The sequence below is a fragment of the Tenacibaculum sp. TB-53 genome (genome assembly GCF_059716285.2).
The window spans coordinates 80,318-106,455 of sequence record NZ_CM202790.1 but is presented as its reverse complement, the minus strand read 5'-3'; the positions used below and the strand labels follow the sequence as shown (position 1 = coordinate 106,455).

At 28.5% G+C, this 26,138-nt stretch carries 26 protein-coding genes; 3 read left to right on the top strand and 23 right to left on the bottom strand.

The window, feature by feature from the left end; all coding sequences use genetic code 11:
- Positions 1-2: 2 nt before the first annotated feature.
- Complete coding sequence (locus tag AC3VJB_RS00515; protein ID WP_349265095.1) at positions 3-1,415, top strand: DUF3526 domain-containing protein; 1,413 nt, start codon at positions 3-5, stop codon at positions 1,413-1,415.
- A gap of 124 nt (positions 1,416-1,539) precedes the next feature.
- Here AC3VJB_RS00515 and AC3VJB_RS00510 read toward each other — a convergent pair whose 3' ends face one another.
- From AC3VJB_RS00510 to AC3VJB_RS00490, 5 genes are all read right to left on the bottom strand, one after another.
- Positions 1,540-2,787, bottom strand: a complete 1,248-nt coding sequence (locus AC3VJB_RS00510) for a DUF4374 domain-containing protein (RefSeq protein WP_047790180.1) — start codon at positions 2,785-2,787, stop codon at positions 1,540-1,542.
- Positions 2,788-2,835: 48 nt separating this feature from the next.
- Positions 2,836-5,199 carry a TonB-dependent receptor gene (locus AC3VJB_RS00505; RefSeq protein ID WP_437823947.1) on the bottom strand — a complete coding sequence of 788 codons (2,364 nt, stop codon included), beginning with the start codon at positions 5,197-5,199 and terminating at the stop codon, positions 2,836-2,838.
- A gap of 130 nt (positions 5,200-5,329) precedes the next feature.
- Positions 5,330-6,901, bottom strand: a complete 1,572-nt coding sequence (locus AC3VJB_RS00500; RefSeq protein ID WP_437823945.1) for a PepSY-associated TM helix domain-containing protein — start codon at positions 6,899-6,901, stop codon at positions 5,330-5,332.
- 20 nt (positions 6,902-6,921) lie between these two features.
- Positions 6,922-7,215 carry a hypothetical protein gene (locus AC3VJB_RS00495; protein WP_047790182.1) on the bottom strand — a complete coding sequence of 98 codons (294 nt, stop codon included), beginning with the start codon at positions 7,213-7,215 and terminating at the stop codon, positions 6,922-6,924.
- Positions 7,216-7,217: 2 nt separating this feature from the next.
- Positions 7,218-7,550 (bottom strand): hypothetical protein, encoded by a 333-nt coding sequence (locus AC3VJB_RS00490; RefSeq protein WP_239180025.1) that lies wholly within the window; start codon positions 7,548-7,550, stop codon positions 7,218-7,220.
- Positions 7,551-7,733: 183 nt separating this feature from the next.
- On the opposite strand from AC3VJB_RS00490, the gene AC3VJB_RS00485 reads away from it, so the two are divergent.
- Positions 7,734-8,732: a helix-turn-helix transcriptional regulator gene (locus AC3VJB_RS00485; RefSeq protein ID WP_253680806.1), complete on the top strand. Its 999-nt coding sequence runs from the start codon at positions 7,734-7,736 to the stop codon at positions 8,730-8,732.
- Between the two features lie 117 nt (positions 8,733-8,849).
- On the opposite strand, the gene AC3VJB_RS00480 is transcribed toward AC3VJB_RS00485, so the two are convergent.
- The 14 genes from AC3VJB_RS00480 to AC3VJB_RS00415 form a co-directional block, all read right to left on the bottom strand.
- Entirely contained in the window at positions 8,850-10,013 is a 1,164-nt protein-coding gene (locus AC3VJB_RS00480) for a lanthionine synthetase LanC family protein (RefSeq protein WP_073184639.1), read from the bottom strand.
- A gap of 2 nt (positions 10,014-10,015) precedes the next feature.
- The gene (locus AC3VJB_RS00475) at positions 10,016-12,217 is read right to left on the bottom strand and encodes a peptidase domain-containing ABC transporter (RefSeq protein ID WP_437823941.1); all 2,202 of its coding nucleotides are present in this window, start codon (positions 12,215-12,217) and stop codon (positions 10,016-10,018) included.
- Positions 12,204-15,290, bottom strand: a complete 3,087-nt coding sequence (locus AC3VJB_RS00470; protein ID WP_437823939.1) for a lantibiotic dehydratase — start codon at positions 15,288-15,290, stop codon at positions 12,204-12,206. The genes AC3VJB_RS00475 and AC3VJB_RS00470 overlap by 14 nt, the downstream gene beginning before the upstream one ends.
- Position 15,291: 1 nt before the next feature.
- Positions 15,292-16,236: an LLM class flavin-dependent oxidoreductase gene (locus tag AC3VJB_RS00465; protein ID WP_437823937.1), complete on the bottom strand. Its 945-nt coding sequence runs from the start codon at positions 16,234-16,236 to the stop codon at positions 15,292-15,294.
- Complete coding sequence (locus AC3VJB_RS00460; protein WP_159495266.1) at positions 16,233-17,366, bottom strand: lanthionine synthetase LanC family protein; 1,134 nt, start codon at positions 17,364-17,366, stop codon at positions 16,233-16,235. The genes AC3VJB_RS00465 and AC3VJB_RS00460 overlap by 4 nt, the downstream gene beginning before the upstream one ends.
- Before the next feature lie 86 nt (positions 17,367-17,452).
- Positions 17,453-17,644 (bottom strand): class I lanthipeptide, encoded by a 192-nt coding sequence (locus AC3VJB_RS00455; protein ID WP_047790188.1) that lies wholly within the window; start codon positions 17,642-17,644, stop codon positions 17,453-17,455.
- Between the two features lie 63 nt (positions 17,645-17,707).
- Complete coding sequence (locus tag AC3VJB_RS00450) at positions 17,708-17,890, bottom strand: class I lanthipeptide (protein ID WP_047790189.1); 183 nt, start codon at positions 17,888-17,890, stop codon at positions 17,708-17,710.
- Positions 17,891-17,901: 11 nt separating this feature from the next.
- Positions 17,902-18,093 (bottom strand): class I lanthipeptide, encoded by a 192-nt coding sequence (locus AC3VJB_RS00445; RefSeq protein WP_047790190.1) that lies wholly within the window; start codon positions 18,091-18,093, stop codon positions 17,902-17,904.
- Between the two features lie 12 nt (positions 18,094-18,105).
- Complete coding sequence (locus tag AC3VJB_RS00440; protein ID WP_125064394.1) at positions 18,106-18,294, bottom strand: class I lanthipeptide; 189 nt, start codon at positions 18,292-18,294, stop codon at positions 18,106-18,108.
- Positions 18,295-18,307: 13 nt separating this feature from the next.
- Positions 18,308-18,490: a class I lanthipeptide gene (locus AC3VJB_RS00435; protein ID WP_047790192.1), complete on the bottom strand. Its 183-nt coding sequence runs from the start codon at positions 18,488-18,490 to the stop codon at positions 18,308-18,310.
- Positions 18,491-18,508: 18 nt separating this feature from the next.
- The gene (locus AC3VJB_RS00430; RefSeq protein WP_047790193.1) at positions 18,509-18,697 is read right to left on the bottom strand and encodes a class I lanthipeptide; all 189 of its coding nucleotides are present in this window, start codon (positions 18,695-18,697) and stop codon (positions 18,509-18,511) included.
- Positions 18,698-18,708: 11 nt separating this feature from the next.
- Positions 18,709-18,897, bottom strand: a complete 189-nt coding sequence (locus AC3VJB_RS00425) for a class I lanthipeptide (protein WP_047790194.1) — start codon at positions 18,895-18,897, stop codon at positions 18,709-18,711.
- A 102-nt stretch (positions 18,898-18,999) separates the two neighbouring features.
- On the bottom strand, positions 19,000-21,375 hold the full coding sequence (locus AC3VJB_RS00420; RefSeq protein WP_253680814.1) for an outer membrane beta-barrel family protein: 2,376 nt from the start codon (positions 21,373-21,375) through the stop codon (positions 19,000-19,002).
- Positions 21,376-21,430: 55 nt separating this feature from the next.
- Positions 21,431-22,117, bottom strand: coding sequence for a hypothetical protein (locus AC3VJB_RS00415; RefSeq protein ID WP_497666621.1), 687 nt, complete (start codon positions 22,115-22,117; stop codon positions 21,431-21,433).
- A 168-nt stretch (positions 22,118-22,285) separates the two neighbouring features.
- Here AC3VJB_RS00415 and AC3VJB_RS00410 point away from each other — a divergent pair, with 168 nt between their 5' ends.
- Positions 22,286-23,047 (top strand): response regulator transcription factor, encoded by a 762-nt coding sequence (locus AC3VJB_RS00410; protein WP_047790196.1) that lies wholly within the window; start codon positions 22,286-22,288, stop codon positions 23,045-23,047.
- Here the strand turns inward: AC3VJB_RS00410 and AC3VJB_RS00405 are convergent.
- The 4 genes from AC3VJB_RS00405 to AC3VJB_RS00390 form a co-directional block, all read right to left on the bottom strand.
- Positions 23,044-23,787, bottom strand: coding sequence for a ThiF family adenylyltransferase (locus AC3VJB_RS00405; protein WP_073184649.1), 744 nt, complete (start codon positions 23,785-23,787; stop codon positions 23,044-23,046). The genes AC3VJB_RS00410 and AC3VJB_RS00405 overlap by 4 nt on opposite strands.
- Before the next feature lie 187 nt (positions 23,788-23,974).
- A complete protein-coding gene (locus tag AC3VJB_RS00400) occupies positions 23,975-24,361 on the bottom strand; it encodes a hypothetical protein (protein WP_047790198.1) in 387 nt (128 codons plus the stop codon).
- A 10-nt stretch (positions 24,362-24,371) separates the two neighbouring features.
- Positions 24,372-24,791 carry a GreA/GreB family elongation factor gene (locus tag AC3VJB_RS00395; RefSeq protein WP_047790199.1) on the bottom strand — a complete coding sequence of 140 codons (420 nt, stop codon included), beginning with the start codon at positions 24,789-24,791 and terminating at the stop codon, positions 24,372-24,374.
- Between the two features lie 11 nt (positions 24,792-24,802).
- On the bottom strand, positions 24,803-26,104 hold the full coding sequence (locus AC3VJB_RS00390; protein WP_047790200.1) for a Glu/Leu/Phe/Val family dehydrogenase: 1,302 nt from the start codon (positions 26,102-26,104) through the stop codon (positions 24,803-24,805).
- Positions 26,105-26,138 lie beyond the last annotated feature (34 nt).

The following is a 26,138-nucleotide window of genomic DNA, read 5'->3' as shown; positions in this document are numbered from 1 at the left end:
TTATGTTTTTCCAAACCATAAATTACGAATTGAAAATTTTATTTAGAAATGGATGGATTACACTTTTAACTGTAATACTTCTTTCTATTATAGGTTTTGCTACATATAATGGACAAAAAAAAGTAAAACAACGTACCGACGATATTATTAAAGTAAAACAAAACTTAGTAGAGAGTGATACTAAAATGCTAAAAAACATTCTTGATATTGAAAACGGTATAGACACAGGACTCCCTTATTGGATGCTCCCTAACAATCCTTCAACTGTTGGTACAAGACACCCTAGGGTTGTTGCTATGGATGCTCAACCTCTATCTTTTATTGCTACAGGTCAAAGTGATTTATACACTCATTTTATGAAGCCAAGCATATTTGGCAATAATTTTGCACTAGATTATACAGAAATTGCTAACCCTGTCCAATTATTGTTTGGTACGTTTGATATTTCTTTTGTATTTATTTTCATACTACCATTATTAATCATTGCATTTACCTATAATATTTTATCCCGAGAAAAAGAACTAGGTACATTAAGGCTTATCGGATCTCAACCTTTAACAATTAGAAAGTGGTTGATTCAAAAATTAGGTTTTCGTTTTATTTTATTTGCTAGTATTTCTTTAGTTGTTTTTTTAGTTTGTATTTTAATTTTTACAAAAAATGCTCTTTTAAACTTTTCTCAATTATTTGCTACTATTATGTTATTAATTGCTTACGAAGCTTTTTGGTTTTCGCTAGCAGGTATTGTTAATTTAAAGATCAATAATTCTTCTAAAAATGCTTTATCTCTTATTGGTCTGTGGTTACTAATTGTTTTAGTTATTCCTGCAACTGCTAATCAAATTAGTACCTCTATATACCCTACACCTTCTCGCTTAAATATGATTAATGAGATTAGAGAAGCAAATAGAGAAATTGAGAAAAAACAAGATGAAATTTTAGATGGGTATTTACGAGATCATCCTGAGTTAGCTAATAAAGAAAATAAAAATTTTACTTTCTGGCATCGTTATTTTGCCTCACAAGATTTACTTGAACAACAACTTTCTCCTTTATTATTAAACTATAATAAGGCTTTAAAAAAACAACAACAGGTTGTTGATTATTTTAAATATACATCTCCAGCTATTCTCATGCAAGAAGCTTTAAATAAAATTGCTGGAACCTCAGCTAACGATTACGAAAATTATAAACAACAAGTAGTATCTTTCTCCAATAAATGGAGAGACCACATTGTTCCGCTTTTATTTAAAAACAAAAAATACACAATAGAAACCTATGAGAGTCGTCCTACTTTTATATTTAAACCTTTAGAACAGAAAACAACAAAAAACTTAATAGCTATTTTAATGTTGACTTCTGTAGTGATACTCACTGGTTTTCTTATTAAGAAAAAAACATCTTATTTTAGTTAGTCTTTTACCTTCCTAAAAAAGGGTATAGACTTCATTAGTATAAAAATTAAAAAACCTTGGAAAGTACCAAGGTTTTTTTGGATAAACTAAATATTTTAATAATACTCCTATAATAAAAACAATATTAATTTGCAGGATCTAATTTATTAATTGCTGTAATCGTTCCTCCTTCTACTTCGATTCCCTGTGTAGCTTTTGCTGTTCTAGCATCTATATTGTAAACATAGCTCCCGTTTTTTGTTGTTATACCAATATAAACTATTCCTTCAGCTTTAGACACATAATGCCCTTTTGATGCAATACTTTCTATTTCTTCTTTTGTAGGAAGCCCAGTTACATCTGTTAACGTTTTTGCATATACATCTACAATAGCCAAATCTTTCCCAGAACTATATGTCCCTTTTGAAGCTGTATCGTGCAAGTTTACTAAAAATTTACCATTTCCTAAATATAAATGAGAAGTAACATATCTATTACCTGAAGCTTCTTCAATGTTATAATAAAAAGCTTGGTCAAATGCTGTTTCTCCTTTTTTTATTCTTGTTATTGCTGATGGTTTTGTAGATGTTATTTCTCCATTAGTTGTTGCTACAGAAGAAGAAAAAGCATATGTATCTCCTTTTTCATCTACAGACAAACCATTGTTAAAATAACGTCCAATATGACTAGTTCTATCGTCATGAATCGTTTTTACATACTCCATTTCTGGATAAGAATACACTGCAATATTGGCTTCGTTAGGGTAGTTCGTTCCAAATCTATCTGTAGAATTTCCTTTAATTGTAAAATAGGGCAAATACACATAATCACCTACTTGAGTTATCCAAGTAAAGAAAGCTAACTCACCATTTTCCTTATTTGCTAAGTCCTTAGTATTAATTTGTCCTTCGGCTACAAATTGTGATGTTCTGGTATCAAGACGGTACCAAGAAGCTATAGGGGAGTCAGAATTTCTTGATATTTTTATTAATAGTAAATCGTCTTTAACTGGCGCAAACGCTTGTACAGTTTCTGATTGGAAGTTAGATAACTTTTCTAATGCTCCTTTATCGTCTAACTGATAGGTTGTAACAGCTCCTGGGTTTCCTTGTCCGTATAATAAACTAAAAAACTTATTATTACTAGTTACATAATAACGATATGTTCCATCTTGCTCAATACCGTTTCCTACTGTGCTAATTTTTCCTTGGGTTAAATTATCTGTTGTAAGTATATAATCTGCAACTCCTTCTGATGCTTTTGGTGTCGCAGTTATTAAGTATTTTGCTCCTTTTTGAGGTGTTTCTCCCTGTTTTGGAGTATTATCATCACTACATGACGTAAAAATTGCCGCTGCAATAAATAAAGCTGAATAAAGGTTTTTGTACTTCATTTGTTTTAATTTATAATTGTTATTTAATTATCTTCTATATATGTGTTCTTAAAAAAAAGTGTATTTAATTTTTCCTGTAAAATTTCTACTAGGTTTTTGTAAACTAAAATTGTCATAAAGCTCAGCATTTAACAAGTTTCTACATTCTAAAGTAAATTGTAGTTTCTTGTTTAATGAGTATGTAAAACTTATATCATGTGATATTTGTTGAGGAATTTCAAGTTTATTACTCCCTAAACTTGGCCAGTACAAATAAAAATCATGAACAAACAACAAGTTATAGGCTACATTTAATTTGTCTTCTTTATTCCATAGATTAGAAAAAGTGTAGCTCGCGTCAGCATTTCCAAATAAATAAGGCTCGTTAGGAACTCGATCTTTGTAAACAACACTAACTTCTGTTTGATTATCTTCATATTTTGTGTTATTTCTTAAGTTTTGATAAGTTATGTTTGCTCCTAGTGAGACTTGATTATTAAAGTTATATCTTGCCTCTGCTTCTACACCAAGGTTGGTTACACTCGCTAAATTATCCATAACTTGCCTACTTTGATTTTTATTAAGTGTAGGTCTAATGAAATCTTTTGCATCTCTATAAAAACCATTTGCATTAAAATTAAAAGAGTGATTACTGCTTGTATGCTTCCAAAGACTAACTCCTAAATTATAATTATTACTACTTTCTGGTTTTAGACTTAAGTTTCCTTCTAAATTAATTACATCTCCATAAAGTTCATTTGCTTCTGGTAAACGATAACTTTTTTCATAAGAAGCTTTTAATTGTATATCATCGTTTACAAAATATGTTGCAGCAAGCCCATACCCTGTATGATTAAACTTATTAACTTGATTTCTATACGCTACATCTCCGTAGTTTCCACTAGGATTATATGCCTCTGCAAACTTATTACGTTGATAGTATTTTTTTATAAAAGCTGAAGTATTCCAGTTTGAACTTTTAAAATCATAGCCTAAACCCATCACATTTTTCATCACTTTTTTGGGGTGTTCGTAAATTTCGTTATCTGGATTTAACTCATTATGCCCTACTCTATCAAACGTATTAAGAGTATTACTAAATGTAATTTTATGCTTATCATTCAACTTATAGTTTAAGCTTGTTGTTGTAATACCTGCGTTATTTTTGTATTTATATAAAGAATACGAACGTTCTCCTCCAGGGCCATCATATTCTTTAAAATCTCCAAACCAATTGTAACGCCTATGTAACGTATCAATATTTTTTTCTTCTCCCAAGTTGATATTAGCGGTTAACTTAAAATCTAAGTTTTTAAATATAAAGTCGTTCTTTTTATACTTTACACTAGGCATTATAATATTACCTTTTGTATGCCAAGCCCCAAACACGCTTACCATTCTTGCTCCTGTTTGAATTTCTCTATAACTCTGTCCTAGGGTTATACCAAATAATAATTGATCTGCGAACTCAGTATTTACAAAACCTACATTAAAAATGGCTACTTCGTTATGGTAAGTATCATTAAAACGTTTTACTCTTTGGTTGGGAAAATATTCTCCGGTGTTTAAATCAGATACATCAACGTTTACTTTATAATTGTTATCAGAATAGTTTTGAAAAGCATTTAATTGCGCAGTAAACCCAGATTTTGCTACATAAACAGCATTTACATGTGATCTATGAGTATTAAACGAACCAAAAGAATACGAAGCCTCTAAATGACTTTTTTTATGCTGTTGTGTTATAATGTTTACAGCTCCTCCCAATGCATCTGCTCCTAAACCTATAGGTACTACTCCTTTATATATTTCTATGCGTTCTGCTAAACTTATTGGAATGTTATTAATTTGTAGAGATGAACCAAAATTATCCATGGGTAATCCATCAATAAAAAATCGAACTTGATTTCCTCTAAAACCGTTAAGTGAAAAATTCATTCGAGAACCAACTCCTCCACTTTCTCTAATGCGTACTCCTGCTACTCTATCTAACGCATGTCCTAAATCTAAAGAGGTATGATGTAACTGCTTAGCATCAACAACACCTACATTATATGCTTTTTCTTTTACTTTTTTTACGATACTTTTTCCTGTTACAAGTACCTCATCTAACTCTACTGATGATTCTTCTAATTGTATTGATAATACTAGTTCTTCTCCCTCTTCTATCTTAAAAAATAGTTCCTTAGTTTTAAAGCCTACAAAAGAAACTTTAAGTACATATTTTCCTTTAAGCTTACCTTTAAAAAGAAAATGACCATTTATATCAGTTGAAACTCCTTTATTCGTGTCTTTTATAATAACTGTTGCTCCAGGAATTGGTTTTTTCCACGCATCTACTACTGTTCCGGATAATTTAGATTGTGTATATCCTACGAATAAAAATAGAAGGTTAATCGTTATAAAACTTATTGATTTCTTAAATATATTCACTTTGTTTTTATTTAGACTTAATTGAAATTAAAAACAAAATTACTCCTATAAAACTGTAAGCTTTATACGCTAAACGGATAATTAGCTACGCTAAACGGAGTAAATAATACTGATTATTAAGATGATTCTTTTAAAGCTTTTTATTTCTTTTTATTTTGAAGAAAATACTAAATGATGTTATTGAAAGTAGCAACCAAAAAGCATCTACCACAAAAATTTGTGAATATCCTTTTTGCCAAGAAACCCATAGCCAATTGCCTGTAATAGCACCATTTGAGATAGGTACTAGAAATCCTAAAATACTTCCTAATAAAAGTGATATTTTATTGGTAAAGTAATTGTCTTTTTTTACGATAAAAAGTGAGCTTAGTATAAGCCATCCCCAGAAAAATATCTGATAAATAAATACTTTTCTATTGTCTCCATTGCTGTTTGAAAAACATTTAACGGTAATAAAAACAAGAGCAGTTATTGGATATAAGCTTAAACATATAGCCATATAAATATTTACTAACCAAGTGTTGAATTTACGTTTGTAACTAGGTACGCTTTTTTTATCTCTTGCAACTAACCAAATAAGTACACCAGATATGATTACAAAACAGGTGATAAAACCCAAAACCAAGTAAATTAATTTCATTCCATAACCACCAAAATCTCCAAAGTGTAATCTTTTTAAAAGATTTGTAGCTCCTTCTATATATGATAAGCTATTTTTTGAATCTTTTGTTTTTACTATATATCCATCTGAAGCTTTGAATGTGATTGACCCTGAACTTAAAAAGTTATCCTTATACTTTGGGTATCCTCCTACTTTTACATGCATATTTGCATCTCCATAATTAAATATTTCGACACTATTTAATTGTAAGCTAGGGTATTCTTTTTTTGTTTTAACTAAAAAATCATTAATAGAAATAGTTTTTTCTAATTCTACTGCTTTGTACTCATAATTTATATCTTTTTCGTAATTCAATGCTTCGGTTAAAGCTTTAGAATTATCATTAAAAATATAGTTTTGCACAGGTGCTAGCATTACCATATAACCAATAATTAGGTATGCGCCTGTAACAGCAAATATAAACTGATATGGTAGTCCTATTACACCCAGTGCAACATGCGCATCTGTCCAAATAGTTTTCCATTTGGTTTTTGGTCGAAATTGGTAAAAATTAGGTACTATTTTTTTCCAGTGAACGATAATTCCTGTTATAATTGCAAACAAAAAGAAAAAAGCTATTAAACCAGCAAAAACATACCCAGATCGTCCATAAAAATTTAATTGTGCAAAAAAATGTAGCCTGTAAAAAAATTCTCCTAAAGAATAGTTTTGGTTATAATTTGCTTTTTTAAAGGTTTTTAAATTTGTATAAAAAAAAGCTCTTTTAGGCTCTTTTTTTGGTACCAATGTATCTTTAGACTGCCCCATTCTGGTGATTACATTTTGTCCTTCTATATTTCTATAAAAAGAAATGTCTCTACCTTTTAGGTAATACTCTTCTCCTAAATTATTTAATAAAGCATCAAAATCTCCTTCTAAAAAAAAGTTTTTTTCAACGGGCTCATTTCTTTCCCAAGCTATTATTTCATCTCTTAAAAAAGAAATAGATCCTGTAAAAAAAATTACATATAATGCTGCACTTATAACAATACCACTAATGGTATGTGTATGAAACATTATATTATATACTCTCTTAGCCATAATGGTATTTTAATATTTTATTATAATTGATTTGGATTATTTAAGTAAATGACTATAATAAATAGAAGACTAACAAGGGTATAAAGTGCCCATATTTTCCATGCACTTTTGGCTAAAAAGGCTAAAATCATTAAAACCGCCCACATAATAAATCCAAAAAAACGTAGTGTCATTATTACATTTGGTATGTTAAAAAAAGTCATTAACATGATGTGAAAGGTTTCTGTTACAACATATCCTCCTACAAAACCAGCACTTATTTTTGCAATACGCTGGATAGGTGAACTTGTCAAATATTTTTTATTTGCTGGCATAATTATTTAAGATAAACTTCAAGTAATAGTGATAAAATCATCATAACAACTAATATTGAGAATTTTAAAAAGCGTAAAGGTTCAATTAAAACAACTAAACTTGACACTAACATTAATAGAGTTAAATATGAAAATATTCCTGCGCCAAAACCTAAATATAAAATCGCGCTAGTTAAACCAATAATTAACAAGACTACACCTATATACTTTCCTTTTATTTTATTCTCATTAATCCATTTTTGAAGAGGTAAATAAAATGTTAAATCTGCTCTATTTGAAGTACTGTATAAAAAATAAAAACCTATGAGAGCTAAACAGCCTATAATTGTTAACATGCTATTTTTTTTTATAAGTTATAACTAAAATCGATTTTGTCATTTTTTATGTTAAAACTAATTTTACTTATTAAGACTAAATAAAAATAAATTATTTTTGTCTTCTGCAAAACTAATTTTTATTCGAAAATCGGGGGATACGTTAAACGGATAAAAAACATACGTTAAACGGAATAAGAAAGCATGAAGGTTACCATATATAATAATGAAGAAGCTATTTTTGATAAGCTATCTAATATTAAAAATATAAATGATAATTTTTACAAAACCTTAGTAACTAACTTTAATGAAAATAATTTTAAAGGTTGGTATAAGGAGCATGTATTTGAAAACTTCAAAATAGGTTTTGGCTCCATAAAAACTATAAAAGGCTATAAAATATCTTTTAATATTAAAGGAGAAAGTATAGAAATGTTATTTAACTTAAAAGGGAAGTTTACTATACATATACCTGAAATAGAAAGTAAGTATTTTTTTAACTCTAACTCACATAATATTAACTTTTATAGCAATACAAAAGGCTTTTTAGAGTGTGAATCTTCAGAATCTTTTATTGTACGCCTTAACTTATCTCCTTTATTCTTCATTCAGTATTTACCCGATGATATTAGGTTTGATGATTTTAAAAAAATCATTAGTGATAAAAAATTTGGTAAACTTAATTCAGAAAACTGCTTAATAAATTCAAGAATGCATTTTTTGATAAAAGAAGTTATTGCCTCTGAATGGGATAATCATTTTCGAAAAATACATATTACCTCTAAAATATTAGATCTTCTTTTATTACAACTTTATCAGTTTACACCTAGTACTCCTAAAAAAAACACAACAAAGCTAACTACTACTGAAGCTAATAAAATTGAAAGGGTTTATGAATATATACTTAATAATTATACATCTCCGCTAACCTTATCTTTGTTATGTAAAGAAATTGGCACCAATGAATATGCCTTAAAAAAAGGGTTTAAAACCACATTTGGTATTACCGTATTTAAATTTATTGCTAATTTAAGAATGAATAAGGCTAAAGAACTATTATTAAAAGGCCATACCGTAAATGAGGTTTCTGAAAAGGTAAGTTATAAAAACCCACAACACTTTTCTACTGCCTTTAAAAAGAAGTTTGGTACTTCTCCTAGTAAATTTTTAAGTGAACTAAGTTTTTATGATATAAAAAATTAATAAATGTCAGTTTTTAATAAAAAAACCCGAAACTTTTTTTGTTTATTTTTTTACTAATTTACTTCTAATTAATAACTACTTGTAAGTGTATTAGCATAGCAGAAATTTTCTAGGGTTTTAAAATTTATACCCTAGAAAAGTTAAAAAGTCGAAGTTTAAATCTTTATTAAAATTAAGGAGTGCTGTTCCTACACCAATTATTCCATGCGACATGGAAAGTTGAGCATTAATATCAAACTTATTAAAAGTTGTGTCAAATCCAGCCCATTCATTATCATGTCTTTTATGTTCTTTTGTTTTTGTATACCAATAGTTTATAGAATCATTAAGAAAATCTTCTTCTAATTCTTTTCTAAACTTTTTTAGTAAAGAAGCAATTCCTAATGAACCATAAAATAAATTAGCATCTGTTAAGTATTTATTTTCATCATCTTTAAAATTAGCTGCGTTTTTTAATGTTTGATTAATTACCTCTTTGTAAACTTCTAAATTACACGCCTTAACTGCTTTATGAATTCCATAGGCAATTCCGAGATCTCCGTAATTTAAATTGAAAGAAAAAGATACGGCATCTTTAACGTTATTTGTACAAAAAGGAAAAAGAAATGTTTTGTCCTTTAACTTAGACTCAACAACATATTTTATAGCTTCATTTATTAGTTTCTTTGTCCTTTTTTTCTCAAATCCTAACCCATATAATTCAACTAAAAAATCTACAATTCCAATGACTCCATGTTTTACTCCTAACTCTACTAAATATCGCCCTTCTCTTTCAATGGTAGAAACCCAATAAATTCCAGTCGTTTTTTTATCTTTTTTTGCTAGTTTTTCTATTTTAGAAAGAATTAATGAAAATAATTCATCGTAATTTTTTCCGGAATGCTTGGCTCTATTTATAAAATAATTACCATACTTCAATATTCCTGTAACTGGGTTTAGATTGTCTTCTTTTAATTTATCTATTAAAAGTTCTTGAAGAATTGAGTCATAGTTATCGAAGTAAAATGCTACTTCTTCTTTTTTTATAACACCTTCTTTGATGTAAAAATCAAGCAGAATTCCTATTTCTATAATATCTGCTATAATATCATTTCCTTTATAGTCTTCATTTAAACCACTGATTGATTTCTCTAAAAAAGAGAGACACTTATCCTTATTATCCTTATAATGATAAAAAAGAGAAACTCCTGCTAATCCATTAACAACTCCCATAGAAGTTAAAATTCCATAATTATTGTTAATTGATTTTTCTATTTCTAAAATTATATTATTTGTATCCATTTCTAACTTCCTAATTCTAATTGATTTTTTACTAAACTAAAATAGTCTCCTTTCTTACCTACTAATTCATCATGGTTTCCTACTTCACTTACTTTCCCTTTCTTTAACACTACTATTTGATCTGCGTGTTTTACTGTACTAAGCCTATGAGCTATTATTACAACTGTTCTTCCTTTAAAGAAGTTGAATAAATTATCATGAATCTTCTTTTCATTTTCTGCATCTAACGCTGAAGTTGCTTCGTCAAAAAACATGTAATGTGGGTTTTTATAAACCGCTCTTGCTATTAATATTCGTTGCTTTTGTCCTCCAGAAAGTCCACTACCTGAGGCTCCAATTTTTGTATCATATCCTTGAGCTAACGAATCAATATACTCATCAATATTCGCTATTTTTGCTGCCTCTCTTAACCTTTCATAATCAATTTCTTCATCTGATGTCGCTATATTTCTTTTTATTGTATCAGAAAAAATAAATCCATCTTGCATTACTACTCCACAATGTTTTCTTAGACTTCTAGGTGAAATATTTAAAATATTTTGGTCATTATAACTAATATAACCTCCTATAGAGTTATAAAACCTTAACAATAACTTCATTAATGTAGTCTTTCCACTTCCGCTTGCCCCAACGATGGCTGTAACTTTTCCGTCCGGAATGTATAAATCAATATTATTAAGAACAAAAGGAGACCTGGGACCTTCATACTGAAAAGAAACATTACTCAACTTCACACCTGTATTAGTACCATTATTTGATAACTTTAACTCAGAGTATGATTCTTTTTCTTCTGGATCTTCATTTTGTACTTCATTTAACCTTGATAAACTTAATTTTGCGTCTTGTAATGATCTTATAAAATTAATCAATTGATCTACAGGAGAATTCATCATACCTATTATGTATGAAATACTTAATAAAACACCTAAAGTCATGTCTCCGTTTACTACTAAAATTGCTGTATAAAAAGATACTAGTATATTTTTTACGTGGTTTATAAACGTGAAGCCTGATGATTGAATTTGATCTAATCTTAATATTTTTAAATTTATATTAAACAACCTATCTTGAACTGTTTTCCATTGGTTACACTTATACTCCTCAAAAGAGTTCAATTTCATTTCTGTTACTCCATTTAGTATCTCGTATATCGTTTCTTGATTGTTACTGTTTTCAATAAATCTGTTATAATCTAATATTTTTCTTTTCTTTAAGAAATAATGAGACCACAACACAGACAGAAGTGTTAATGATGTATAAATTAATAGTATTGTTATATTATAGTAAGCCAATACTCCAAAGAATACTGAAAAAGTAATCATTGAGAAAAATGTAGTTATTGATTGTGATGTTAAAAAGTATTCTATCCTATCATTATCTTGTATTCTTTGTTGAAAATCTCCAATAAGCTTTGAGTCGAAAAACTTTAAAGGTAAGTCTAGTGTTTTTAACAAAAATTCTGAAATTATTTTAATACTTATTTTGGTTCCTACCACTAATAATGACCAGTTTCTAAATATCTCTATAACAATTACTCCTAGGTACAAACTTAGCTGAGAGAATAAAATATATTCAATATAGTTTACATCTTTTTTATCAATTCCTTTATCTATTAAGTACTGTGTTAAAAAAGGGAAAACCATATTTATTAAACTTCCTAGAAGCATTAAAATGAATACAAATACCAACTTTTTTTTATGGCTTTTAAAAAAGTCTATAAAGTATTTTAATGATATTTTTTCTGGTTTTTTAAATTCTGTATTTACAAACTTATTTTGTGGTTTTAAGAACAATGCAACTCCTTTTCCATTTTCACCTAACCATGATTTGGAAAATTTCTCATCATTTAAATTTACAAAACCATGTGCTGGATCTGCTATTTGCCATTTCTTTTTCCTTGCTAATAAATGTGGTCTTTTATGTTCTTTTAGAACTACAAAGTGATTATTATTCCAATGCAAAATACATGGATAATTTAAATTATCTATATCTTTTAACTCTTGTAGTCCTAGAGTAGCTGAAAAAGTCTCAAAACCTAACTTTTTTGAAGCTTCATCTATTCCTAATAAAGAAACTCCTTCCTTTGTTATATAACACTTTTCTCTTAGGTAATTTAGTGATATTTCTTTTCCGTAATGACTTGCAACCATTCCTAAACAAGATGGGCCGCAATCCATTTTATCATATTGTCTAATAAGCTTCATTTTCAACTTGTTTTTGGTTATACTTTCTCTTACCAATCTCTTGGTTATAATATCTTTCTAAAATTCCATACATTATAAGTTCATGAAACCTAGGATTTGCTTGCACAAATCTATTTACATGCATGTGAATATAGCTCCATAACAAATCATCTAAATTTTCCTTAGCTTCTATACTTAATTGAACTTCTTTTAATGCTGAATACCTCTCTTTATATATGTTTTTCACCTCAATTTCTGGTGTGTTTAATATGCTGTTTATATCTTTTACATATTTTCTAAACTTATTGTTTACATCTTTTTTTATAGTTTTTACTTTACCATACTCAACCCAAAAGCTATTAAACATAGTATTTATAATTTGATGTCTTTTAGCTAAACTAATGTCAAAAACATTAAAAAAATCATCTATTGATTTTAAAATAAAAAGCCACCTTCTACTCTCTCCATTATCTTTTAGATATTTTAACATGTTTACGGTGTACTCTGAATCTATATGAAATATAGTTTCAGAACTCTCTATATTTTGCCAATAATACCTTTCCAACTCTCTGTTGTATGTTGACAAGTCTAACTTCCATATTTTTTGTTCTTCTAATAAATGTGATAATTCATTATGAATAATCTTAGACATCTCTGAGTAGTTTTTTTCATTTTTTAAATGAAATCTTAACCTTAAGTGAAAATCTGGATCGGTAAAGCGAATAAAAAACCACTTATCTATTATGCCTAATGCTTTTAATTTTGTTGCTATTCTAGAAATGTTTTCAATTAAAAGTTGATCTGATGTTATTCTTCCTGTATAAAGCTTAAAATATACCCATTCATCACCGTAAATAAAGGTTCTCTTTACATTATTGTTTTCAATTTTATGTGTAGTAGAAATATTTTTAAATATATTTAATTCTTTTTGAGATTTAACAACTCCAATATATTCATTCGCATAGCTTTCAGGTGTTTCATTATTATGCATATCGTAAATACATTCTGTAACTCTTAAAATTTTATTTTTTTCTATTTCTTGATATAGTATGTTAAGTGTATTGTAGTTTTCAATATCAATAATCATCTTATCTTCACCACCACTAGTTATATAAATATACCTTGGGACACTTTTCTTTATTAAATCTGCTTTTAGGCTTTCTATTCCTTTGTAGTTATCTTTCTTTAATAACCATGTTGCTTTTCTTAGAATTACATCTTTACCGTATGTTAACCTTGGACAATATTCTAAATCCCCTATATTAAACCCTCCAAAGTTTATTGAATAATCATTATGACGATCTTGTGATTGTAAGTCGCATAAAAAATGATAAATAGGCAATGAATTGTAATGATAATTTTGAGCTGAGCTTAAAAAAGGAACAACTTCTTTATTCTCTTTTTTTGATCTAAGAACAATTCTATTTCTTTTCAAGCTAATGTATAAGTCATTTACATCTATAACTTTGGTATTACCAGAAGCTTTTGATATTATACTTATTTCTGCATCTCTATTTACTTTTCTTATTAGTATGTTTCCTGCTCTGTTATTAGGTAGGTGAATAACTTCTGCTACAATTTTATTTTTAAGTAACGACTTTTCAAAATCTGTTACATAATTAATAATCTCTTGAACTTCTGTATCACTATTACTAAATCTTCCTATTAGATTGGTTCCTGTTGTTCCTCCAATGTGTTTAAGATATATTTTATCTTTAGTGTATGAATAAGAAATAGAAAAGGCACCATTTTTTGCTTCATTTTCCTCTTTGAAAATGGTTAAATCTTCTTTTGCTAAATTTATTTCTTTCTTTTCAGGGTTTCGAAGTAATAAATTAAGCCAAAAATTATGAACTTTTGTTTCTACTTTTCTTTCTGATGTAACTTTTCGAACTTGTGGCATAGTCACATCATCTATTAAATCAGAAAATATTACTTCCTCTTTTAAGTGGGGTAAATACCCTATTCCCAACTCATTATCTAAAGCTTCAACTAATGCTACTTCTTTATCTTCATACCTATTATAAAAACTCCTTTTAAATACAGTTAAATTTGAATCTTCTTTTATGTTTTTTTTAGATACCTTAGATAAAACACTCATTAATTTATTTAACTTTATATCTATATTTTCTGTATCATTTATACTTTTGGGAATCTTTTTTAAATTTGAATTAATGACAAATTTTTCTTTAAAATCAACTCCTATTTTTCTTAAATCTTTAAAGATTTCATTATAAATATCTATTGAATTGAAAACTTTTTTATCTAATTCTATCAGCTTTTCTTTAACTTTTATTAATGATGAAAATATTTTTTTTAACTCTTCATCTGTATCTATTTTGGAACTATTTTCTTTATAAAAATTAATTACTTGATTTAAAAGGTCTTCTTCATTTAATGTAGCTTCAAATGAGCTTATATATATTTTTGAATTTATTAAATCTAATAAATAGGCAGTCACCTCTTCTTCTTCTACTCCATCTACTAAATTTAATATCATATTTTTTAATTCTTCAAAAGTCATTGTGTCATTTTCATGTGACACTAAGTAATCTATTAACTCATCACTATCTATTGAAGAAAGTGTGTAACTTATATTTCCTTTAGAAAATTTTGGTTCTATATACCTATACTTGTCTCCTATTTTATATATAGTATTGTTTCTTCTATATTTTACTGTTTGTATAATAATCGGATATTGATTAAGGTGATTTAATAAGTTTAGCAAATACTCTAAATCAATACTTGAATACCTCTTATACTTTTTTTCGTTATCTAAACTACTATTTGAGCTTAAAGTAGTGTAAGAAGTAAAAAGACCAAAAGGCACTGTATTTGAAACTGATCTTAAAAAGTATTTTAGTATAGCTTCGTTTATTTTTCCTCTTTCTTTCTCTTTTTTTACTACTTTTTCCCATTCTTTATATAAACTAGGAGATGATAAATAAACCGCTTCAGAGAACTCCTTATTAAAAAATAAAGAATCTATAAAACTATTTAGCTCTTTTTCTTTTTCAGGAATTTGATTGTATTTATTTAAAGATAATAATGGTTGTCTGATTATTTTGTTTGGTAATAAACTAATATTTTTCATCTTAAAACGTTTTAAGTACTTGCTGTGTTGTTAATTCTTTTATTAATTCTAAGTTTTCTAACTTAGCTTCTATATCTTTTTCGGTATCGCATATTATGACTTCATTTACCCCATATGCTTTTTGAATTTTCTCTAATTTTTCTAAAAAAGTATATTCATTAACCGGAATAATTTTCAAGCCCTCTCTTTTGTTTTTATATTTCTTCTCTTCTTGCTCTACTTCTTCTTTTGTTTTTGAAAAAGTAACTGCTATTGCTATAGCTACTTCTGGAAGTTGCCCGTTCGTTTGATAATACTCTTCTTTATATTCTTGTAACCCTTTGAGGTCTTCATCGTATTCAAAAACATCTAAACCGTGCATTAGAGACCTACATATGTTTAATTTATTTTTTATTGCTAAATCTTTTTTCCTATAACTGTTAGATAGATACCATAAGGAAGGTGCAATTCCTTTAAATGGAGGAAGTACAATCTTGCTTTCATTGTATTTTTTTTCTTCTTCATGCAGTAGTTCACATATCGCTTGAAGGTTTTTCTCGTACATCGTATTTTCAAATGTGCTATTATTTAAATTGAAAAAATTATGTTGATGTGCGTTTTCTGGACGTCCTTTAGACAAACCAAAATCAATTCTGTTATTATAAATATTATTAAGTAGTTTATAATTTTGCGCCAAAGAATATGGCGAGTAATAACCTATTAGAGATCCTGCAGATCCTATCCTAATATTTTCTGTCATACCCGCAATTAGGGTCATTAAGATCTCTGGGTTATTGTATGGATGTACAGCACTAGCTCTGTGGTGCTCTGTAAGCCAAAATCTAGAAAAATTTAACTCATCTGCTCTACATGCATAAGTAAAAATATCTTCTATAGCATGCATTGAATTTTGTTTATTGCTAGCTGCAAACTCTAGTATTCCAATTTTTAAAATATCGTTTATCATAATAGTAGTATTTTGGACCAGTTAAATTCTTCTTCTCTTTCAAACTCTAAAAGAGATAAAGCTGTAGCCGGCAGATTATTTAAAAAATTAAGAGGATGTTCTTTTATAGTACTTTCAGTAAGAAAGTTTAATGTTTTTTTATACCAAAAGTTAGATGCTTCTTTATACTTTGAGTTTCTAGTTTTTTTATATAAGAACATGTATGTTTTTAACACTCCTGAACTCCCAAAGTAAAACCTATGATCCCAAATTCTTGTATGTTTCTCTTCTCTTTTTTCAAGGCTTTCTAAAGCTATTTTATTAGCAATAGTTAGTAGCTCATTAGTTTTAAATTTTTCATTTAATGAATATATTAATGTAGAAAAATTCACATCACAATTAGACCAGGCTAGCACAGCTCTATAATTTAAGCCTTTTTCAAACTCATCTCCTTTGTGAATACTTCTAGGCAAGTAGTATTTCTTGTCTTTGATTATTTGATATTCATTCTTTTTCATAATATTCATTAGTCTATCTAATAAATATCTTACGAAATACTCTGCTCTTTCATCATTTATATCATTTAAAACTTTTATTATCGCACATAATCCGTGGGCATAACCAATGTGCACGCCTTCTATATATGTGTATTCATTATAAAATAAAAAGTTTTTATCCTCTTTTAACTTTTCAAACAAAGCTTCTAAAACTCTATTAACAAGAGGTTTGCTATCTACATAATTTAGATAAAATAAAATTCCAAAAGGACCTCTAACGAAATCATAATTATTATTTTGAATTAACTCAATAGCTTGATCTACTACTATGTTATTTATTTCTTCTAGTTGTGAATTGTAACCTTCATCTATTATTTTTTCTTCAATTAGTAACTGTAAAACATACCCTAAACCACTCAAACCATTTTCTAATGTAGAATCATACATTAAGCTAGAAACACCTTTTTCAATATTTGTAAAAACAGACTCTAAGTTTTTTTCTATTCTTTGTAAATGATCTTCTTTATTAAAAACCTTATAAAGACATAAGTAGTAATAAACAAGTCCTAACTTTCCATTTAATAAACTATCTGACTCTAAATCTTCTCTTTTTATTTTATCTATATTTTCTATTAATTTATGTGCTTCTTTCATTTTGTATGACTTTAAAATACAGCAGCAATTAAACTGCTGTATTTATTATTATTTTAATAGAGTTATATTTACTTTGCAATTTCATTTTAGTTTAAAACTTGATCTGCAGATCCATTACACGTTCCTGTATCACAAGACGCATTACATGTAAAATTTAAACAAGAAATACTTGCTGCGTCTCTAACCCCTCCTTTTAATTGAGACATTTGAGCTTCTTGAAGTTTTGTAATTGCTTCTTTATTTAACTTTAATCCTTTGTTTAGTGTGATTTTTTTCATCTTTATTTATTTTTAGACAAGGTTCTTTTAGGTTAAAAAGAACCTTGTTCTATTAATTACTATTTAATTAATAACTTGATCTTTACAAGAGTTTCTATTACAAGATTTAATACAAGATCCATTTGCACAAGTAAGACCTTCTGCTTCTCTTACTCCTCCTTTAAAAGAAGACATTTGTGAATCTTGAAGCTTTGTAATTGCTTCTTTATTTAACTTTAATCCTTTGTTTAATGTGATTTTTTTCATCTTTTTGTTTTTTAATTAATTACTTGATCTGCTCCTCCTTTACAAGAGTTTTTATTACATGATTGTATACAAGATCCATTTGCACAAGTAGCTCCTGCTGCTGCATTTATACCTCCTTTAAAAGAAGACATTTGAGAATCTTGAAGCTTTGTAATTGCTTCTTTATTTAACTTTAATCCTTTGTTTAGTGTGATTTTTTTCATCTTTTTGTTTTTTTAATTAATTACTTGATCTGCTCCTTTACATGAATTTTTATTACATGACTTAATGCAAGATCCATTTGCACAAGTAAGACCTTCCGCGTCTCTAATTCCTCCTTTGAAGGAAGACATTTGTGAATCTTGAAGCTTTGTAATTGCTTCTTTATTTAACTTTAATCCTTTGTTTAATGTGATTTTTTTCATCTTTTTGTTTTTATTATTGTATTCGGTTAGCATTACAAGAATCCTCATTACACGACTTAATACAAGATCCATTTGCACAAGTAAGACCTTCTGCTTCTCTAACTCCTCCTTTAAAAGAAGACATTTGTGAATCTTGAAGCTTTGTAATTGCTTCTTTGTTTAATTTTAACCCTTTGTTTAATGTGATTTTTTTCATCTTTATTTGTTTTTATTATTAATGAATAACTTGATCCGCTCCTTTACAAGAATCCTCATTACACGACTTAATACAAGATCCATTTGCACAAGTAGCTCCTGCTGCTGCATTTATACCTCCTTTAAAAGAAGACATTTGTGAATCTTGAAGCTTTGTAATTGCTTCTTTGTTTAATCTTAATCCTTTGTTTAATGTGATTTTTTTCATCTTTTTGTTTTTTAATTAATTACCTGGTCTGCTGATCCATTACAAGAGTTTTCATTACAAGATTTGATACACGATCCGTTTGCACAAGTAAGTCCTGCTGCTCTAATACCTCCTTTAAAGGTTGACATTTGAGAGTCTTGTAACTTTGTAATTGCCTCTTTGTTTAACTTTAATCCTTTGTTTAGTGTGATTTTTTTCATCTTTAAAATTTTATATTGAATTAATTATCAGTTATATTTTTAAGACTTTAACTGTTTTTCGGTCTGTAAACCTTGGCCTTGGTTATTTTATATACTCAATTATTATTGAGCCCTATTTTGTATATCTCTATTACCTGATCTATCTCTTTTTGTTCTAATATTTTTATTTCCAAATGTGTATCTTACTATAAAACTTAATGATCTTGAATCGTAATAGTTATTATAAGTTGTTTTAACATTGTTATAATAACCTGTCACAGTAGTTACACTTGTTTTTAAAACATCATTAGCATACATCACTAGGTTTAAATCTCCTTTTAGTAGTTTTAATCTAAGAGATAAGTCTAAAGGACCGTAACCTCCATGTCTTGAAACATTTTGTTTTGCTGCAAAAACATGGTAATAATTAACCCCTAGTGATAGCGTTTTTTTAGAATTTAATTTTATATAGTTCTGAGTTTGTACAAAGGCATTAAACCCTTCTTGTTCTCTAATAGTTTCAGGTATTGATGAAGACATTTTAGAATACCCTATATCTATCGTGTTGTATGAAGTCAACCATTTTAATTTATCAAAGATATACGTATCTGTTATTCCGTAATTTTCTATATCTAAATGATTATAATACGTATAGTTTACCACTTTACTTACAGGATCTAACTCTGAAATTTGCTCATACCCTTCTGTAATCTTTTGACTATATACCTTTAATTCGTTCTTTTTAGAATTAAATATTAGTTCTGTGTTAGTAATAAATGAAGGTTGTAAAAACGGATTACCTTGTATTGTTTTAAAGGGATTTACAACTATCTTAAAAGGATCTAAACTTTCAAATCTAGGTCTATTTAATCTCCTACTTACATTAAACGATAGTGACTGTTCTCCCTTTAATTTGTATGTAAGGTATAGTGTAGGAAAAAACTTAGTATATTTATTTTCGTTCGATTGGTTATTTGATTTAGAGTATGATTTAGTTACTGTGCTCTCTAATCTAAGTCCTGCTTTTGCACTAAACTTTTCTGAAATTTTCTTAGTTCCTGATACATATGCTGCATAAATATGCTCGTCATAATTAAATACATTAGATTGATTCTCATCTAAAACTGGGGTTCCATTAAAGCTGTCATAAAACTTAAAGTCATTATTAGTTTGAGAAAAAGACACTTTACCTCCTAACTTTATATCTATTGAATTATAGGGTAACGATACGTCTATTTTTCCTGAAATATTTTCAAAATCATAATCTATACTCGTATTGTTTGAAAAAGTAGGAGTTATCGTATTTTGTTCTCTCCTTTCTCCTTTATTTTCACCTTCTTTAAACGAAGTAGACTTATAATAATCTACATCTAACGAAATCTTTTTCCCTAAACTATCTAGTTTAATTGTATTGTAAAAATTTAACGCATGGCTCTTGGCATCTTTGTTAGAAACTCCATCAGATAATAAGGAATACTTTAACTCATCCTTTAAATCGTAAATCAAATCTTTATTACCTGTCGAAGAAATTATATCTGAGTTTGTTCCTGAGTATCCTAACCCTAATTCCCATTTTTCAGTTAAAGTTTGAGTAAATGACAATCTATAATTTAAATACTCGTCCTCATATTCTGAAGGTCCATTACCCCTCCATGTTTCATTTGAAAAAAAGTTATTATTTCTAAAAATGTTTCTTTTTAAATAAAGTCCATTAGAAATATTTACAGTTAAATATGTATTTTTCTTTTTGTAATTTAGAGCTAAACTTCTTCCGTAGGAAAATAATGTTCTCTGGGTACTTGACATGCGGGCTACGGCACTCCAAAAATCTTTCTTTTCTTTTTTAAGAACTATATTAATTACTCCTCCATTTCCTTCAGCCTCAAACTCTGAAGGTGGCACTGTTATTACCTCAACTCTAACAATATCAGAGCTATTAATACTGGCTAAGTACCCTCTTAAATCATCTCCCGTCAACGGCAACATTTTACTATTAACCATCACTCTTACAAAACTTTTTCCAAGCATTGTTAATTGATCATCTCTAATAACTATATTTGGTGTTACCCTCAATACTTCTACGGCAGAACCTAACTCTTGAGCAACTGTTTTATCTATATTAAAAACTAAACGATCGTTTTTCCTAACTAATGTTTGTTTTTTACTAGTTATTATTACTTCTTTAAGTAAGCTTGTGTCCTCTTCTAAAACAATATTACCTAAATCATTAGTTGTTACATTGATTTTCTTGGTTTTAAAACCTAAAAAACTTATTTCAATAAAAAATGAAGTTTTTTCTTTTACTTTTAATCTGAACTCCCCTCTATCATCAGTAGTTACTCCATCTATAAGTTTATTATTTATAGAATCATATAAAATTACATTGGCTAGAGAAATTGGCTGTTTTTCTGTATCAACAACCACCCCATTGTACGTTATTTGTGAGAGGATATTTGTACACATTAAAAGCAAAATCATATTTAAAACCTGTTTCTTCATTTCTTTAATTTATTTTATTATACTTCAAATTTAAATGACCTCTACATCTATCTCATTACACTAAAGTGTAGTTAACCAACTGACTGTCAACAACTACACTTTTAGGTAGTTTTGATTTTTTTACTGAACTAACGTCTATTGATTTAAATATCAAATGCTTATTTTTTCTATAAAACCCTATTAAACCTGAATAAGTCATACACACAGGTATAGTCTCTGAGCCTAAATAGTTCACTGCCTCACCAACCACAGTAGCTTCTATTCCTAAAATTCTTAAAACTCTTAACAACTTACTATCACACTCAGCGAAAGCAACAGAGTTTTCTTTTTCACAAATTGGACTTATTGCACAAATCATTAGTTTTTTAAAAAGGTTTATATCACTAACCTCTTTTTTTATTGCGAATCTACCTATGTGCCAAATTGTTTTTAAAGGAGACATACCTGCAATTTCTATCGGGTTAATTCCAAATATTTTTTGAATTGGTAACTTTCTTGAGTAATCCCATCTTAGCACTCTTATAGCACCTTGAATTTCTCCTTTGTTATTTTTTGAAACAAATACTTTTGAGTTCTTAGAAAAACCTAGCTCTTCTTTATAAATAGATTGAATACTTGAATAATAATTACTTGGTAAGCTTCCTTTAGTGTGATGTTTAAAATTCTCTTTAACTATGAATTCAGCTAAATTTATCATTTCACTTGACGATAATATTTCTAAGGATTTGTTTTTAAAAGTCATAACATTGTGTTTTATACTCTCAAAACTATCTATAGACTACTGCTTTTCAATTACACAAAAGTGTAGTTAAAGTGTTGATGGCCAATAAACTACACTAAAGTGTAGTTTTATTAAACATAATAATATACTTTTTAGTAGATTTGTTAGAACTCTTCAATATTTTTAATTATGGAAAACAACATCAATGATTTTTTTTCAATGAAAAACACTGTTGATAATATTTCTGAAAATGAACTTCTTAAAACATCTGATTATTTAGCTCCTATAAAAGCTTTTGCAAGAACTACTTATAAAAGTATTTATATTATTGACTATCAAAAGAAAGGATTTGAATATGTTTCTGATAACCCCTTATTCTTGTGTGGTCATACATCTGAAGAAGTAAAAGAAATGGGATATGCCTTTTACTTTAAGTATGTTACACCTCCCGATTTAGATTTACTTTTAAAGATAAATACAGTAGGGTTTGATTTTTTTGAAAAACTGCCTATTGAAGAAAGATTATTCTACACAATTTCTTATGACTTTAATATCAAAAATCAAGAGAAAAAAACCATTTTAATAAACCAAAAATTAACTCCTTTATTTTTGAATAATGATGGTAAAGTTTGGAAAGCTATATGTATTATCTCTTTATCTACAGAACAACACTCTGGAAATATCAAAATATACAAACAAGGAGACAACAAAATGTTTACTTATAATCTAGAAGGTAAATATTGGAAAACAGAAGAAAAAATAACACTTACAAATAGAGAAAAAGAAATATTACAGTATTCTGCAAGAGGTTTTAAAATCAATGAAATAGCTGAATCTATTTTTGTATCTCCTGATACTGTTAAATTTCACAGAAAAAAATTATTTGACAAATTAGAAGTTGCTAACATAACAGAGGCAATTTCTTTTGCTACCAATAATAGACTTATTTAACTATTAATTGACGACAAGTAAAATTCAGGAAATTTTTTCACAGGTTTCCCCACTGAAATATTAAACAGCAAGTGCGTACAAATAGACGCTACTAACCATGAGGCTACAGATAGTTGAGGAGGAGGTAATACTTCCTTCTCTTTTTTATATTCTTCTATAACATCTTCTATCCATTTCTGAGGCTTTCCCCAAAACTTCATATAACTTACTGCGTATTCTACCATTTTTACTTCGTTAAACTTCTCTTCTTCTTTGGCTATTGATTCTAACGATAAACTATCTGGTGTGATTACAGAAACTAAAGCTCCCCAGCCTAAATTATATGGATGAATAATTGGCACCCCTTTATCTCTACAAATCTTATCAAACATTAATGGTATGTCAGACGTAAAATCTAAAGCATTTACCGCTACTTTATGTCCTTCAATTATTGAATGTATATTTTCTTTTGTAATAAAACAATTATGAACCGTAATATCTGCTTTCGGATTAATTGATAACAATCTTTTAGAAAGCGCTTCAACTTTATCCGTTTTAATATCATCTTCAGTATAATTTTGCCTATTCAAGTTTGATAGCTCAACCTCATCACCATCAACTATAGTAATTTTTTCAAAACCTAACCTTAATGCACATTCAGCAATATTACTACCTATACCACTACCGCCTAATAAGATTGGATAATTCTTTATCAGTTCTTGCTCTTCTGGTTTAATATATATTCTATTTCTACTATACATTGATTTTTTCTAAGATTTATTTAAACAAAAATAATTAAACATACCTAATCAAATCTTACACTAAAGTGTAGTTATTAAAAGATTAAAGCTCATAATATTTTTTAAAACAAAAAAAACCTTGGAACTACATGATTCCAAGGTTTTACAACTAACTCTACAAATCTAACATACTTGCTTAACAAGAATGCTATTCTTTTAATAAGACTTCATCAAAAAATTTGTCTTTAAGTTTTTGATAAGCTTCTAAATTATTTTGATAATTCTCACGTAACCTATCGTACTCTTCTAAATAAGCCATATCGCACTGTATATCGTCACATTCTGCTACATTTACATAGGTATTTGAATATGATAAAACAGTTTTATAAAGCTCATTATTTACTTTTTTTCTCTTAGAAAAGAGTTCTAGTATTTCTTTAGAAATAGTTTTATTGACTAAAGAGTATTCATGCAAGCTTAAAAGGTTCTCAATCTCTTTATTAATATACTGTAACTGATCTACCCATCCTTTTAATTCTACATGGTTGTATTTATGTACTACATCTATATCGCTACCGTGATTATTAAGTGTCATTTTTTTATCTTTAAATTAAGGTGCTGAAACTTTCGTTCTTTTTTTCTTGAACTACTTTTAAAATTTTAACTTCTTTCTTCCCTCCTGGTAAATCCCAATGAACTACATCATTTAGAGCATAACCAAATAAAGCTATACCTATTGGCGTTAAAATAGAAACCTTGTTGGTTTTCAAATCCTTTTCAGTTGGTCTTACAATCTGAATAGTTTTTTCCCAAACATCTCCAGAAGCTATAGTCACAACAGTATTTAAGCGTATGACATCATCAAACATTTGTTCTTCATCTAAAATTTTTGCTGTTTTTAACTCCTCAGCAAACTTGCCTAATGATGTTTGTACTTTACTTTCTTCAGTATGCGCTGAAACATTAAGTAAACTCTTAATGTACACATACTCTTTTTTCTCTAAAACTAAACTTCCGTGTTTCATTTTACTCCTTTTTATGGAAAAATACCTCGTTGAACATACGCTTTTTCAATACGTTGTATCGCTATACAGTAAGCTGCTTTTCGCATATCAACACCTTCTAACTTAGCATAATCTGAAACTCTAGTATAGGAGTCTTTTAGCTTCTTGTCTAATCGCGTAATTACTTCTTCCATATTCCACAACTCTCCGTTACGGTTTTGAAGCCACTCGAAATAACTAGTGATTACTCCTCCTGAATTACATAGTATATCAGGAATAATTGTTACTCCTTTTTCTAAAAGAATTTTTTCTCCTTCAACATTTATAGGTCCGTTTGCTCCTTCAGCTATTAAATTAGCTTTGATTAAGTGTGCATTATCTTCAGTTATCTGATTACCCAATGCTGCTGGTATACAAATATCACAGTCAGTAGCAAAAAAATCTTCCTTCTCTATTGCTATTGATTCTGGGTACTCTACCAAACTTCCATTATTAGCTTTTGTATAATTGAAAAGGTCATCTACTTTAATTCCGTTCGTATTTTGAATACTTCCGTAAGCATCTTGAACCCCTATCATTTTTGCTCCTTCTTGTTCTAAAAAGTAAGCCGCCCAATACCCAACGTTTCCAAACCCTTGAACAATAAAAGTTTTTCCTTCTAAAGTTTGGTTATTTTCTTCTACCCAAAACTTGATGGTTAAGAAAACTCCATAACCTGTAGCTCTGTCTCTTCCTTCTAGACCTCCACTACCTATTGGTTTTCCTGTAACTACATGTTGATTCATTGAACGTTCAGCTGGTGCTTTTGTGCTCATATAGGTATCAGCCATCCACGCCATTGTTTGAGCGTTTGTATTAACATCTGGAGCAGGAATATCATGCTCTGGTCCAATATTATCTCCTAATGCAAACGTAAAACGTCTGGTAATACGCTCTAATTCATCTTTTGAATATTTTGCTGGGTCTATTTGAATTCCTCCTTTACCTCCACCGTATGGTAAGCCAGCAAGAGATGTTTTCCATGTCATCCACATAGCTAATGCTCTGGCTGCATCAATATCTACCGTTGGATGGTAACGTAAACCTCCTTTATATGGTCCCAAAGCATTGTTATGCTGTACACGATATCCTTGAAAAATTTCAACGTCTCCATTATCCATCTTTACAGGAAAATTAACAATAATTTCGTTATTCGTAATGCTTAATATTTTACGAATATTAGGGTGTAAACCAATTTGATCAGACGCACTATTAAATTGCTCTAGTACATTATCAACCATCCCTCTAGCATTCTTTCGCTTCACTGGTTTTTTTAATTCCTTAGTTAAAGTCATCTCACTTTTGTTTGAATTTATGTTGCTTTTAATT

Excerpts from the sequence above, each read along its gene's own strand:
- AC3VJB_RS00515 (WP_349265095.1), top strand. The coding sequence starts at position 3 with ATGTTTTTCCAAACCATAAATTACGAATTGAAAATTTTATTTAGAAAT.
- AC3VJB_RS00510 (WP_047790180.1), bottom strand. The coding sequence starts at position 2,787 with ATGAAGTACAAAAACCTTTATTCAGCTTTATTTATTGCAGCGGCAATT.
- AC3VJB_RS00500 (WP_437823945.1), bottom strand. The coding sequence starts at position 6,901 with ATGGCTAAGAGAGTATATAATATAATGTTTCATACACATACCATTAGT.
- AC3VJB_RS00495 (WP_047790182.1), bottom strand. The coding sequence starts at position 7,215 with ATGCCAGCAAATAAAAAATATTTGACAAGTTCACCTATCCAGCGTATT.
- AC3VJB_RS00490 (WP_239180025.1), bottom strand. The coding sequence starts at position 7,550 with ATGTTAACAATTATAGGCTGTTTAGCTCTCATAGGTTTTTATTTTTTA.
- AC3VJB_RS00485 (WP_253680806.1), top strand. The coding sequence starts at position 7,734 with ATGAAGGTTACCATATATAATAATGAAGAAGCTATTTTTGATAAGCTA.
- AC3VJB_RS00480 (WP_073184639.1), bottom strand. The coding sequence starts at position 10,013 with ATGGATACAAATAATATAATTTTAGAAATAGAAAAATCAATTAACAAT.
- AC3VJB_RS00475 (WP_437823941.1), bottom strand. The coding sequence starts at position 12,217 with ATGAAGCTTATTAGACAATATGATAAAATGGATTGCGGCCCATCTTGT.
- AC3VJB_RS00470 (WP_437823939.1), bottom strand. The coding sequence starts at position 15,290 with ATGAAAAATATTAGTTTATTACCAAACAAAATAATCAGACAACCATTA.
- AC3VJB_RS00465 (WP_437823937.1), bottom strand. The coding sequence starts at position 16,236 with ATGATAAACGATATTTTAAAAATTGGAATACTAGAGTTTGCAGCTAGC.
- AC3VJB_RS00460 (WP_159495266.1), bottom strand. The coding sequence starts at position 17,366 with ATGAAAGAAGCACATAAATTAATAGAAAATATAGATAAAATAAAAAGA.
- AC3VJB_RS00455 (WP_047790188.1), bottom strand. The coding sequence starts at position 17,644 with ATGAAAAAAATCACACTAAACAAAGGATTAAAGTTAAATAAAGAAGCA.
- AC3VJB_RS00450 (WP_047790189.1), bottom strand. The coding sequence starts at position 17,890 with ATGAAAAAAATCACATTAAACAAAGGATTAAAGTTAAATAAAGAAGCA.
- AC3VJB_RS00445 (WP_047790190.1), bottom strand. The coding sequence starts at position 18,093 with ATGAAAAAAATCACACTAAACAAAGGATTAAAGTTAAATAAAGAAGCA.
- AC3VJB_RS00440 (WP_125064394.1), bottom strand. The coding sequence starts at position 18,294 with ATGAAAAAAATCACATTAAACAAAGGATTAAAGTTAAATAAAGAAGCA.
- AC3VJB_RS00435 (WP_047790192.1), bottom strand. The coding sequence starts at position 18,490 with ATGAAAAAAATCACATTAAACAAAGGGTTAAAATTAAACAAAGAAGCA.
- AC3VJB_RS00430 (WP_047790193.1), bottom strand. The coding sequence starts at position 18,697 with ATGAAAAAAATCACATTAAACAAAGGATTAAGATTAAACAAAGAAGCA.
- AC3VJB_RS00425 (WP_047790194.1), bottom strand. The coding sequence starts at position 18,897 with ATGAAAAAAATCACACTAAACAAAGGATTAAAGTTAAACAAAGAGGCA.
- AC3VJB_RS00420 (WP_253680814.1), bottom strand. The coding sequence starts at position 21,375 with ATGAAGAAACAGGTTTTAAATATGATTTTGCTTTTAATGTGTACAAAT.
- AC3VJB_RS00415 (WP_497666621.1), bottom strand. The coding sequence starts at position 22,117 with ATGACTTTTAAAAACAAATCCTTAGAAATATTATCGTCAAGTGAAATG.
- AC3VJB_RS00410 (WP_047790196.1), top strand. The coding sequence starts at position 22,286 with ATGGAAAACAACATCAATGATTTTTTTTCAATGAAAAACACTGTTGAT.
- AC3VJB_RS00405 (WP_073184649.1), bottom strand. The coding sequence starts at position 23,787 with ATGTATAGTAGAAATAGAATATATATTAAACCAGAAGAGCAAGAACTG.
- AC3VJB_RS00400 (WP_047790198.1), bottom strand. The coding sequence starts at position 24,361 with ATGACACTTAATAATCACGGTAGCGATATAGATGTAGTACATAAATAC.
- AC3VJB_RS00395 (WP_047790199.1), bottom strand. The coding sequence starts at position 24,791 with ATGAAACACGGAAGTTTAGTTTTAGAGAAAAAAGAGTATGTGTACATT.
- AC3VJB_RS00390 (WP_047790200.1), bottom strand. The coding sequence starts at position 26,104 with ATGACTTTAACTAAGGAATTAAAAAAACCAGTGAAGCGAAAGAATGCT.